9 protein-coding genes and 1 pseudogene are annotated in these 12,150 nt (G+C 74.2%); 3 read left to right on the top strand and 7 right to left on the bottom strand.

Going from position 1 to position 12,150, the window contains the following annotated elements:
* The first annotated feature begins 163 nt into the window (after nt 1–163).
* Nucleotides 164–298 carry a hypothetical protein gene (locus tag QQY24_RS24455; RefSeq protein WP_301974870.1) on the top strand — a complete coding sequence of 45 codons (135 nt, stop codon included), beginning with the start codon at nt 164–166 and terminating at the stop codon, nt 296–298.
* A 191-nt stretch (nt 299–489) separates the two neighbouring features.
* On the top strand, nt 490–1,506 hold the full coding sequence (locus QQY24_RS24450) for a lytic polysaccharide monooxygenase (protein WP_301974869.1): 1,017 nt from the start codon (nt 490–492) through the stop codon (nt 1,504–1,506).
* A gap of 63 nt (nt 1,507–1,569) precedes the next feature.
* On the opposite strand, the gene QQY24_RS24445 is transcribed toward QQY24_RS24450, so the two are convergent.
* The 6 genes and pseudogenes from QQY24_RS24445 to QQY24_RS24420 all read right to left on the bottom strand — a co-directional run bounded on the left by QQY24_RS24445 (nt 1,570) and on the right by QQY24_RS24420 (nt 9,337).
* Entirely contained in the window at nt 1,570–2,433 is an 864-nt protein-coding gene (locus QQY24_RS24445; protein ID WP_301974868.1) for a triacylglycerol lipase, read from the bottom strand.
* A 318-nt stretch (nt 2,434–2,751) separates the two neighbouring features.
* Nucleotides 2,752–3,833: pseudogene (locus QQY24_RS24440) on the bottom strand (S1 family peptidase).
* A gap of 357 nt (nt 3,834–4,190) precedes the next feature.
* Nucleotides 4,191–5,090, bottom strand: a complete 900-nt coding sequence (locus QQY24_RS24435) for a S1 family peptidase (RefSeq protein WP_301974866.1) — start codon at nt 5,088–5,090, stop codon at nt 4,191–4,193.
* An 838-nt stretch (nt 5,091–5,928) separates the two neighbouring features.
* The gene (locus tag QQY24_RS24430; protein ID WP_301974865.1) at nt 5,929–6,690 is read right to left on the bottom strand and encodes an amino acid ABC transporter ATP-binding protein; all 762 of its coding nucleotides are present in this window, start codon (nt 6,688–6,690) and stop codon (nt 5,929–5,931) included.
* 35 nt (nt 6,691–6,725) lie between these two features.
* Complete coding sequence (locus QQY24_RS24425; protein WP_301974864.1) at nt 6,726–8,483, bottom strand: FAD/NAD(P)-binding domain-containing protein; 1,758 nt, start codon at nt 8,481–8,483, stop codon at nt 6,726–6,728.
* A complete protein-coding gene (locus QQY24_RS24420) occupies nt 8,480–9,337 on the bottom strand; it encodes an amino acid ABC transporter permease (protein ID WP_301974863.1) in 858 nt (285 codons plus the stop codon). The genes QQY24_RS24425 and QQY24_RS24420 overlap by 4 nt, the downstream gene beginning before the upstream one ends.
* A gap of 465 nt (nt 9,338–9,802) precedes the next feature.
* Between QQY24_RS24420 and QQY24_RS24415 the strand changes: the two genes are divergently transcribed.
* A complete protein-coding gene (locus tag QQY24_RS24415; RefSeq protein ID WP_301974861.1) occupies nt 9,803–10,750 on the top strand; it encodes an ABC transporter substrate-binding protein in 948 nt (315 codons plus the stop codon).
* Between the two features lie 55 nt (nt 10,751–10,805).
* On the opposite strand, the gene QQY24_RS24410 is transcribed toward QQY24_RS24415, so the two are convergent.
* A complete protein-coding gene (locus QQY24_RS24410) occupies nt 10,806–11,948 on the bottom strand; it encodes a DUF5685 family protein (RefSeq protein WP_301974860.1) in 1,143 nt (380 codons plus the stop codon).
* Nucleotides 11,949–12,150 lie beyond the last annotated feature (202 nt).

Here is a 12,150-nt window from a genome sequence, read left to right as displayed (position 1 = left end):
CCGGTCCGCGCCGCCACCGTTCGCGACCGGGCGCTCACCCCCGATCACCGTGCCCCCCGGAGTGACACCCGCCACTGACACGGCCGTTTCGATGAGGAATTCTCACCCCGGGGGCCTACCTCCGTGACGACGCGGAACCCGGTGGGCGCCGAAGGAGGCAGCCATGCGCCGTGTGACCGTGCAGAAGCCCCTGAAGAGGACGGACGGCCGCCGGGGCCGCGACGAGGCGGAGGACCGCCCCGCGGCACGTCCGGAGGTGCGCAAGGACATCGCGCGCACCTGGTGGCCCGCCGGGTGAGCCCGGCCCGGGCACGCCCCGGGACGCCCGCTGCCTGAGCGCAGCCTGATCCGGTCCTTAAGGCGACCATAAAGATCTCCCCCACGGCCTTCGAACAGGCGGTTCCGCGCCTTCTCGGGGTTAGCTTCTGACCACCCCCACGGGATCCAGCCCACGGGATCCACCTCAGAGGACCGTTCCGAGGAGTTCGCATGCCCGCTCGCCGCAAGGCCGCCGTCGCCGCCGTGCTCGGTGCGGTGCCGCTCGCGCTGGCCGCGCTCGCCGCCGCCCCCGCGTCCGCGCACGGCTCGATGGCCGACCCGGTCAGCCGGGTCGGCCAGTGCTACGCGGAGGGTCCGGAGAGTCCCGGGTCGGCGGCGTGCCGGGCGGCGGTGGCGGCCGGCGGCACCCAGGCGCTGTACGACTGGAACGGCATCCGGATCGGTGACGCCGCCGGCCGGCACCGGCAGCTGATCCCGGACGGCGAGCTGTGCAGCGCGGGCGACGACGAGTTCAAGGGCCTCGACCTGGCCCGCGCGGACTGGCCGGCGACGAGCGTGCACAGCGGCGCGTACGCCTTCAGGTACCGCGTGACCGCCCCGCACCGGGGCACCTTCACGGTGTACCTCACCCGGCCCGGGTACGACCCGGCGAAGCCGCTGGGCTGGTCCGCCCTGGACCTGGAGCATCCCGTCGCGACGGTCACCGACCCGGTCGCCGCGGACGGCTTCTACACCTTCTCCGGCACCCTCCCGCAGCGCACCGGCAGGCAGCTGCTGTACGCGGTCTGGCAGCGTTCGGACAGCCCGGAGGCGTTCTACTCCTGCTCCGACGTCGACTTCGGCGGCGGCACCGGCGACGGTGACGGGGCCGGTGCGGCGGCCGACGGCACGACCGGTGGGACCACCCCGGCACCCGTCGCCTCCGCGCCCTCCGACGCGCAGGTGGCGGCCGGCGCCGACAGGTCGACGGTCGAGCACCACGGACACGGCGACGGCGACGCGGGCACGCCGGCGGGACCCGCGGCGGCGCACACCCCGGCCGCGGCGGCCCCGGCCGGCAACGCGCCGGAGACCGCAGGTGCCGCGGCGGACCTCGCCGAGACCGGCGCGGGGGCCGGCACCTCGTACGCCGCGGCCGGCGGCGCGGCGGCGCTGGCGCTCGGGTCGGCGGCGCTGTTCCTCTCGGTGCGGCGCCGTGCGGCGGGCGGCGGGCGGCACGGTCGCTGAGCGCCGCACGGCAGGACCCCGGGGGCCGTCCGGCGGCTCAGGCCGGACGGCCCCCGGCCGTGCTCAGTCGAAGACCGACGCGCAGGTGGTGGCGGTGGCGTGGGCCGGGTCGAGGGCGTTGGCCACCTCGTGGAAGGCGATCCGGTCGAACAGGCCGATCGCCACGTGTTCGGACAGGTCGAGCGGGCACAGGTCCTGGAGCAGCACGTTGCGGACGTCCGGGCCGCTCAGGTACTGGGTGCGCCAGGGCGTGGCCACCTCGTCGTTCCGGGTGGCGATGACCGTGTAGTGCACTTTGGGGACGGTGTCGCCGCCCGCGTTGAGCTTGGTCAGGAAGGCGGAGCCGGTGATCTGGTCGGCGAGGCCCGGAGTGGTGGCCTCGATCAGGCCCTCGGCGCCGGGGAAGTACGGCAGCAGGTTGGTCAGGCCGCTCAGGTCGGTGCCGTGGTTGTCGGGGGCGATGCCGACGAGGGCGTTGACCTTGGCGGCTCCGCCGAGGAACTTCAGGTAGTAGCGGGGCATCATGCCGCCCTGGGAGTGGCCGACCAGGTCGGCCCTGGCGGCTCCGGTCGCGGTGAGCACCCGGTCGACGAAGGCGGACAGCTGCTCGGCCGACTTGTCGATGGGGCCGAGGCCGTGGAAGAGGGGCACGCCGGGCAGCTGGCCGTAGTCCAGGGAGTAGAGGCAGTACCCGCGGTCCTCCAGGTAGGGCGCGAGGGACAGCCAGTTGTCGACGGAGTTGCCCAGGGTGCCGTGGACGAGGACGACCGGGCGGGGATGGGCGGCGGAGGGCTTGCAGGACCAGTCGTTCCAGCCGCTGCTGGGTACGCCGGTCGACGCGTCGGCGGTGGCGGCGGGGACGACGGCGACGGCGGCGGTGAGGAGCGCTGCGGCGAGCGGTCTGAGCACTCGTTTCCAGGGCAGCATCGTGTGATCTCCTTGCGGCTCAGGGGAGGTGCGACGGCCTAACCCAGTGATCCGGATCACGAGGATGCTGTTCACCCGTCAAGTTACGGGTGAGTAGTGCAAGTGTGAAGTTACGCGTCAGTAAAAAGTCGCCGTGGCGTCCGTGCCCGCTGTGGCGCCCGGGGGCCGGTGTCACGGGCTCCGGTGCCACGACCCCCTTCCCGCCACGGGCCCTGCGCCCCTCCCCCGGGTCGCGGGCGGCGGGAGCGGCCGGGCCGGCCGCCCGCGATCCCGCCCTCGTGCGCGGGGCGGGCCGCACGGAAGGCGGGAGCGGCCGGGTCAGCCGATCCGGGTGCCCGCCGCCGGCAGGGCCTCGGGTACCGGCTGGAAGAAGGTCGTACCACCGGCGGTGCAGTCGCCGGTGCCGCCGGAGGTCAGGCCGAGGGCACTGCCGCCCGCGAAGAGCGGACCGCCGCTGTCGCCGGGCCCGGCGCACACGTCGGTCTGGATCAGACCGCCGACGGAGTTCTCCGCGTAGTTGACGGTGGCGTCCAGGTCGGTGACCGTGCCGCCGTGCACCCGGGTGGTCGGGCCGCTGCGGGTGACCGTCACGCCGACGGTGGCCCCGGCCGCGCCGGTGATCTGCCGGGCCGAGCCGTCGTAGAGGTCGACCTCGCCCGGGTGGCCCACCTGGGCCGTGTACCTGACCAGGCCGAAGTCGTCGCCCGGGAAGCCGGACCGCTCGTTCTGCCCGATCGGGTTGCCGGCGGAGTCCGACCAGTCGGAGACGGCCCCGGTGCAGTGGCCCGCGGTCAGGAGGTACGGCTGTCCGTCCTTGACCACGTTGAAGCCGAGTGGGCAGCGCCCGCCCGAGCCGGTGATCGCGCCGCCACCGGCCACGGAGGGTTCGCACTTCCCTCCGATCCGCCGCAGTTCGGCCTTGCCCCCGAGTCCGCTGACCACCTCGGAGAGTTTGCCCACCGCGCGCCGGAGACCGTCGCGCCGGCGGTGACGGCGGCCTTGCCGATGACCGGATCGGTCACCCACGAGGTGCCGGGGACGGCCGCGCCCCTCTCGGGCGTCGCGCGGGCGTCGTCGAGTTCGGCGAGGGAGTGGGCGACGGTTCCGGTCCGGGCGCCGGCCGCCGGGACGGACCGGACGGCGGTGGCGGCGGGGACGTGGGCGACGAGGTGCCTCGTCCGGGCGTCGTCGTGGCCGCCCGCCGCACCGGGGCCGAGGTCCCCGGTGAGTGCCGGGGCGCGGTTTCCGGCCGCCGGGGCGGACGGAAACCGCGGTTCCGCGGGGGGATCCGCCGCCTCACCGGCGTTCGCGGTCCGGAAGGCGGCACCCGCGACCACGAGTGCGGCGGTTCCCGCGCCGGCCACGGCGGCTCGCCGTCCGGCTGTGCGTCGGTGCTTCACCTCATGTCCTCCTGCGGGGGGGCGACCCGGTTCGTGCGGGGAATCGCGGGCCGGAGGGTTGGACGGACGCCCGCCGCTCCGGGGCCCGCAGGGGACACACGAGGTCGACTTCCGGACGCGCGTACGGGGACACCGCGCGTTCCGCTCAGCAGGAGAAGTCATCCCAGGGAGATGCGCAGTGCAGACACTACGTACGCGTAACCACTCGACGGACCGTCACCGACGCTCCTGGCCGAAAGTCGTCCCTCTTCGGTGGGCGGCCGCCCACCGGTGCGGTCCGGACAGGACTGGGCCCTCGCACGCCGGTTGCGTGCGGGGGCCCGTTCCGGGGTTCGACCCGGTCCCGTGGGGGGATCGTCAGCCGACGCTCACGCCGTACGCGCTCAGCGCCTCGGTGACCGGCTGGAAGAAGGTCGTGCCGCCGGAGGTGCAGTCGCCGCTGCCGCCGGAGGTCAGGCCGTAGGCCACGGAGCCGCCGTAGAGCGGGCCGCCGCTGTCGCCGCCCTCGGCGCAGACCGTGGTCTGGATCAGACCGGAGACGATGTCGCCGCTGCCGTAGTTGACCGTGGCGTTCAGCGCGGTGACCCGGCCGCTGTGCGTACCGGTGGTGGAGCCGCGGCGGTACACCGTCGTGCCCACGCTCGGCGTGGCCGCGCTGGTGATGGTCTGGCTGCCGACCGCGCTCGGGTGCGCGATCGAGGTGTTGGTGTAGCGCACCAGCGCGTAGTCGTTGCCCGGGAAGCTGTAGTTGACGTTGGTCCCGAGCAGCGTGGTCTTGCTGGAGTTGCTGTACCAGGTGGAGACGACCTCGCCGCAGTGGCCCGCGGTCAGGAAGTAGTACGTGCTGCCGCTGTGCACGTTGAAGCCGAGCGAGCAGCGGTAGGAGCCGCCGTAGATGGCGTCGCCACCGGTGATCAGCTTGTTGAACTTGCCGGGGGTGTGCTTGATGGTCAGCGCCCCCGCGTTGCTGCCGGCCTCGCTCTTGATCCTGGCGATCTCGGCCTGCGACACCGTGCTGTCGACGGTGACGACGACACGGTTGGTCTTGCTGTCCACCGCCCAGGCCGTGCCCGGGACGTCGGCCTGGAGAACGGAGTCGCCGGCCTTGGTGAGCTGGGTGGCGCTGAACGTGTGGACGTCGCTGGCGTTTGCGGTGGGGGCGGCGAACGCGGCCGCGGCCAGGAAGCCGGTGGCCACGGCGATCAGCCGGGTCCGTCTGGCGGTGCCGCCGCGAGGAGTGGTGCGCTTGATCCTCACTTGTCGTTCCCTCCCAGGGGAAGTCGGGGGCCGCGTGGGGTCGGGGCCCGTGAGGCGCAGCCAGGGTCGGTACCAGGGTTCCGAACGTACATGCCCCTGACAAGCGCTGAGGGGGAGTATTCGGCCGAACGGACGGTCGGCGCAAGGGTGCCTTTCGGCCGTGCGGTCCTCGACCGTCCCCCGCACTACGCGCGTTCAGCTTCCACGACGGACGGGCGTGAGGTCCGGCGCGGGGTGCGCTCCGCCGCGGCCCCGGCGGCCGCGTCCGGCCGGCTGCCCGGCGCCGGGCGGGGGCGGATGCCGGGGTCGGAGAAGGCGAGGCGCCGGCGGGGGCGGGGCGCGCTCCCGTCCGTCGGCGTCGCCGGCGCACGCGGTGCGGGTGGCGCCGTGCGGCGTGCAGCGTCCGGGCACCGGCCGGCGCGGGTCGTACGGGGTGGCCGCGATGCCCCGGAAGGCGCGGCGGCCCGCCGACCGGGGCCGTGCACCCGCACCCCCGGACCCCCTCGCGGACCGGCACGACCAGCCGTTCCCCGCCGGGCGCGACCCGTGCCCGCACCCTTGGACCGGGGCCGGCGCCCGGCCGGGCCTCCCCCGCGGGGATGGCCGTCCAGGGCCGGGCCGTCGGCCCTGGACGGCGGTGGGCGGCGCTCCGTGCTCATCCGTCACCCGTGTTCCGGGGGTGTCCGGAAGTCGCCCTTCCGAAAAGCCCTCCGATGCAGTGGGACGGTCGGCGCGAGCGGGCCGCAGGACGCGGGGACCGTCGCGCCGCGCCGCGCCGGCGGGCACGGCGGCCGGGGCCGGCGGCGCCGGGCGCGGCGCGCCCCGGGGCGGCCCTCCCTCACAGCACCTTCGCCAGGAACGCCCGTGTCCGCTCCTCGCGCGGAGCGCCCAGCACCTCGTCGGGCGGCCCCTGCTCGACGATCCGGCCGTCGGCCATGAACACCACGGTGTCGGCGACCTCCCGGGCGAAGGAGATCTCGTGCGTGACGACGATCATCGTCGTGCCCTGCCGGGCCAGGTCCCGGATGACATCGAGCACCTCGCCGACCAGCTCGGGGTCCAGCGCCGAGGTCGGCTCGTCGAACAACAGCAGTTTCGGTTCCAGGGCGAGCGCCCGCGCGATGGCGACGCGCTGCTGCTGGCCGCCGGACAGCTGCCGGGGGTAGGCGTCGGCCTTGTCGCCGAGCCCCACCCGCTCCAGCAGCCGGCGGGCGTCCCGCACGGCCTGCCCGCGGGGCCGCCTCAGCGCGGACACCGGGGCCTCGACGACGTTGTCCAGCACGGTGAGGTGCGGGAAGAGGTGGAAGTTCTGGAAGACGAAGCCGATGTGCGTGCGCTGCCGGAGCACCTCGCGCTCGGGCAGTTCGTACAGCTTGTCGCCGGAGCGCCGGTAGCCGATGAGCACGCCGTCCACGCTGACCGCCCCCCGGTCCACCTTCTCCAGGTGGTTGACGGCGCGCAGCAGCGTGGACTTGCCGGAACCGGAGGGGCCGAGCACGACGGTGACCTCGCCGGCGCGGACCTGGAGGTCGATGCCCTTGAGGACCTCCAGGGAGCCGAAGCTCTTGTGCACCGACCTGATGTCGACCATGACGGTCATCGCGGGGTTCCTTTTCTCGGGAGGCGGATCGGGGGTCAGGCGGCGGCGCGGTCGGCCCGCTCCCGCAGGAAGGACAGGGCGGCCCGGGCGGTGGCGTCGTTCTGCCGGAACGCGGGTCCGCCGGTGCGCGGCCGGGTGAAGGCGCCGGGGGTGCGGCCGTCGGTGTACGGGCCGAGCGCGAAGCGCCTCGGGTGCGGGCGGCCGGCGCCGTCGAGGATCCGGCCGTCGGCGGGGTCGACGCGCAGCAGCCCGTCGGGGGTCTCGGCGGCACCGTCGGCGTGCAGCTCCCGCAGCAGGCCGTCGCGGGCGCGCGCCACGGTCGGCTCGGGCAGCCGTGCCTCGACCAGCGCCCGCGCCTCGACGGAGAACCCCGGCACGGTCGCGCTGGCCGCCCGGAACACCCCGTCCTCTGCGGTGACGGTCATGCCGGCGCCGACGAACCTCAGCAGACCGGCCCGGGACAGGGCGAGCATCTGCCGCAGCCGGGGTCCGGGGGGGCCGGACGCCAGGAAACTGAAGAATCCGTGCCACCGGGGACCCACGTTCCCGAGCCGCACCAGTTGCCCGTAGACGGACAGCAGTCCGAGGAAGACGCCCAGGTCGGGACTGAAGCGCGGGTCGTGGCGGCGGGTCAGGTCCGCCTCGACGTACCCGCGCAGGCCCTCCTGGAACTCCTCGTGCGAGGCGTACCGCACCCCGTCCAGGGGCTGGTCGAGCGCTGCGAGGTCGAGGCGGTCGGCGGGGTCCGGCACGGCGGCGGCGACGAGTGCCCGGACCTCGTCGGGGCCGGTGGCGGCCGCGTACTCCTCCTCGAAGCCGGCCCAGTCCATCGCCGTGCGCCCGGCGTGGGCGGTGAAGAGCCGGTGGTAGTGGGCGAAGCCCAGCTCCTTCTCCACCAGCGGCCACACATCGGCGCGGAAGTCGAACCCCTGGGGCCTGGCCAGCAGCGCCCGGACCTCGTCGGGGCCGAAGAAGCGGGGCAGCGGCGGCCGTTCCCCGGTCCAGTCGTAGCCGATCTTCGCGTGGTACGGCACCCCGCGCCGTGAGCCCACGTACAGCACCGGCTCGCGGCCGGAGGGAACGTAGGCGTCCCCTTCGTACCGTCCGCCCCGGCCCTCGGTGAGCAGCACCATCAGGTCGACGAAGGCCAGCCCGAAGCCCCGTACCAGGACGGGTTCACCGGGCCGCAGCGCGGACAGGTCGCTGTCGGCGGTGAAGTCGGGCGGCAGGTGGACCAGTTCGTGGGCGCGGGCGTACGCGGCCAGCCCGGTCTGCTCGTCGTCCGGTTCGGAGTCTAGGTGGCCGAGGGCGAGGACGACCAGGTCGGCGAGCAGGGGGCGCGGGCGGCCCTCCAGCCACACCTGCTGGCGTCCCCCGCGCGGGCCGCCGATCCGCACGGCGCGCCGGGGGTGGTGGTGGACGGTGATGCCCGGGGGCAGTTCGGCGACCGCCCGCTCGTAGCACCACCGCAGGTAGCGGCCCTGGATCCGCCGGTCGGCGAAGGTACGGCCGTCCAGGCCGGCCCACTCGTGCAGGGTGGGGCCCGCGCGCACCGGGCCGTCCATGGCCACCGTCTCGTCGGTGAACATGGTGACGTCCTCGGCGTGCGAGTTCATCCACAGCAGCGGTGACTGCGCCTCGCGCCAGATGCGGCCGCCGCCCGGCGGATGGGGGTCGACCAGGTGGATGTCGAGGGACGAACCGGCGTACAGGTCGGGGGCGTTGGCGGCGATGCGTTCGAGCAGTCCGGTCCCCCGCGGCCCGGCTCCCACGATCACCAGCTGCGGCTTCATCGTGCGGCCTCCGTGCCGCGCGCGTAGTGCCTCTCGACGTAGTACTGGCCGACGCCGAGCACCGAGGTGACGGCGGTGTACCAGAGGGTGGCGACCATCAGCAGCGGGATGACCTGATAGGTGCGGTGGTAGATCAACTGGGTGGAGAACAGCAGGTCGTCGACCGCGATGACGCTGACGATGGAGGTGCCCTTGAGGGTGCCGATCAGCATGTTGCCGGCGGGCGGCACGATGGAGCGCATGGCCTGCGGCAGCACGATGCGCCACCAGCGCCGCCGCCGGCTCAGGCCGAGCGCCTGGGCGGCCTCGACCTGCCCGCGGTCCACGGAGAGGATGCCGCCTCGGACGACCTCGGCGGCGTAGGCGGCCTCGTGCAGGGTGAGGCCGACGATCGCGACGGCGACCGGGCTGAGCAGGTCGACCGTCCTGACCCCGAGGACCCGCGGGTACAGGGCGCCGATGTTGAACCACAGCAGCAGTTGCACCAGGAGCGGGATCGAACGGAACAGCCACACGTAGCCCCGGCCGACCCAGCGGAGCACGGGGTTGGCGGAGAGTCGGAACGCGGCGAGCAGGGTGCCGAGGGCGAAGCCGAGGACCATGACCACCGCGGTCAGCCACAGCGTGAGCCACAGTCCGCGCAGCACGGAGTCCGAGGCGAAGTAGTCGGCCACCACGTCCCACTGGAACGCCTTGTTGCGCAGGACGGAGGTGACGGCGAGCGCGAGCAGCACCAGGACGGCGACGGCGGCCGCCCACTGCCCGGGACGGCGCTGCGGGACGGTCCTGAGGGCGTCCGCGTGTTCGGACGCCTCGGGGGCGGCGGGGACTTGGGCGAGGGTGTCGGATGACATGCGAAGGCTCCGTGGCGGCTGGGAGTCCCTCCCGCTCGACCGGGGCCGGGAGCGGGGAACGAACACGGGTGGTGCCTTCACACGGGAGCGCCTCGCGGCGCGGACACGGCCGAGCCCCTCAGCAGGGCCGCCCGACGAGGGTACGCGGGCGTTTCGGTGCGCTGTCAAGGGTGTCCGCACTGTGAGCCGGACGTCTCAGGGCGGTTGACGTGACATCGGATGCCTGTTCCACTTGGGCCATGCGTCCACAGCAGTGGCTGGTCACCCGCTCCCACATCGACTTCGGTCGCGTGTGGTCCTCGTCCTGTTGAGCTGACCCCCTGCGTGCCCGCCTCCTGAGCGGGCGGCCTGCGCGTTCCCCCTTCTCCTCATCCCCCCTTCTTCCTTTCTCTTCCTCCCCGCCTTCACACGCGCACCCCTCCCCTCGCGCTCCGCCCGCTTCCGCTCCCAGGAGACCGCTTCCCCATGCGCACGCCCACCTATCGGCTTTTTGTGCCTTTTGCCGCGATCACGTCGTCCGTCCTCCTCCTCACCGCCTGCGGTTCGGGTTCCGGAGGCCCGGCCGGAACCGGCGCGGCCGGCGTCGCCGCGCGGGCCGACGGGGTCCCGACCACGGACGTGGTCTCCGCCGTCCGCGAGGACGGCGCGGCCGCGCGGCTGCTGCCCGCGGGCGTCACGCGGCTCACCGTCGCGATCAGCGTCGGCGGCACGCCGCCCGGCACCACCTACCTGCCCGACGGCAAGACCCTGACCGGGCAGGACGTCGACTTCACCGAGGCGGTCGCCAAGGTGCTGGGGCTCCGGCTGAAGGTGGAGCAGGCGAGCTTCGAGGCGATCCTGCCCGCACTGGACAGCGGCAAGTACGACGTCGGCGCCAGCAACTTCGGGGTGACCGACGAGCGCCGCAGGACCATCGACTTCGTCACCTACGTCAACGACGGACAGGGCTTCGCCACCCGCGAGGACAGCGGGCTGTCCCGGATCACCGACCTGAAGCAGCTGTGCGGCCTGAACGTCGCCACCGGCGCCGGCACGACCTTCGAGGCCACGCTGGAGGAGAACGAGCACGTGTGCGCGGACGCGGGCAGGAAGGCGTACCGGGTGCAGGCGTACTCCGAGCCGAGCGCGGTCTGGTCCTCGGTCCAGCAGGGCCGCAGCGACGTCGTGATGTCCACCATCAACGGCCTGCGCTACGCGGTGGCCCACCAGCGGGGCCTGAAGTTCCTCAACGAGTTCCGCCGCCTGGACGTCGGCTTCGCCTTCCGGAAGGGCACCCGGCTGGCGCCGGCCTTCCGGGCCGCGGTCGACAGGCTGATCGCCGACGGCACGTACGCCAGGATCCTGAAGAAGTGGGGGACGACCGGTTCGGCGATCAGCAGGTCGGAGATCAGCCCGCCGGAGCTGGGGAACTGAGGAACCGGGGAACGGCCCCCGCGCCCCGGGCGGGCGCGGGACGGCGGCGGTGCCGCTAGCAGCCGTCGCAGCACGAACAGCACTCGCAGCACTCGCAGCACTCACAGGCCTCGCAGCACGAACAGTCGCAGCCGTCGCACCAGCCCTTGCGCTTCTTGCGCGACCAGGGGCCCTCGAACTCGTCGGCGCAGCACACCTTGCAGGTGCAGCACAGCCCGAGGGCGGCCGCGCACCCGGCCCACAGGCCCCGCTTGTCCGGGCGCGGCGGTTCACCGCCGAAGGGGTTGCCGCGGGGGTGCGCCGGCGCCTTGGGCGCGTGGCGGCCCGGGGGCGGCCCGAAGGAGGCCTCGGGCGCGTGGGCGCAGGTCCGGGTGGCGAACGCGCGGTCCACCGAGCGCGGCAGTTCGTGCACGAGCAGCAGGTGGGCGAGCCGGCCGTCCGCGAACCCGGTCCCGCGCAGGGCCGGCCGGATGCCGCGCACGGCGTCGTCGGCGAGCCGGCGGGCCTCGGTGAGGGGGGTGCCGGTGGCGGCGAGCGGGTTCCATGCGCCCGCCGCGGCGTCGGCCTCCCGGTCCTCGACGGCGTCCAGGAGGTGGGCGAGCCGCCCGAAGAGGCGGCCCGCCTCGGCCAGCGGTGCGGCGTTGCCCGGCCGCCCGGCCAGCACCGCGGTGTGCGCGAAGGCCGCCGCGGTGGCGGTCTCGGTGGGCTCGGTGACCGTGAGCAGCGGGGTGCCGGGGCCGGCCCGGGCCTCTATGCCGCCCTGCCGGTCGACGGCGTCGAGGAGGACGCCGGTGTCGAAGCCGACCGCCGAGCCGCCGCGCGCCCCGGCCCGCCCCCAGCTCTCGGCGACCCGGCGGGCCGCGGCCGCCACCGGCCGGCGGGCCAGCAGTCCGTCCCGGTCGGCGACGTGGTCGCGCACCTTGGCGGCGGCGAGCCGCGCGCCCTCACCCTGTGCGACGGACGCCGTCCGCAGCCCGCGCAGCGCGCACGGCCCCGCCGTCCGCCGGGACCCGCCGGCCGTGCCGGTCTGAGCCTCCGTCAGGACGGAGAGCAGCAGCCCGTCGTAATTCGTCACGACCCGGGCGAGCTGCCCGTGGTCCTCGCGCAGGGCGAGGCAGAGCCCGCACAAGTGCGCGGCCCACTGGGCCGTGAGGCCCTTCCCGAGCCGGTGGCCGCACGGTCTGACGATTCCGAACACGACGATTCCCCGCGGTGTGGCGCGGTGTTGAGCCGCGGCATCGTATCGGCCGACTGTCTGCTCGTACGAGGCGCCGCGTTCACCCGTACGCACCGCGCCTCACCCGTCCGCCAACGACAATCATATTTCACTCACAGTCAGCAGCCGTATGAGTCACGACCCTTGGGGCACAAGGACTCTCGACGGATCGCCTGTGCACCAG

The organism is Streptomyces sp. TG1A-8 (assembly GCF_030499535.1).
In the GTDB taxonomy this organism is placed as follows: domain Bacteria; phylum Actinomycetota; class Actinomycetes; order Streptomycetales; family Streptomycetaceae; genus Streptomyces.
Note: the sequence above shows the minus strand (reverse complement) of the source record. Positions and strands in the feature narration are given on the sequence as shown.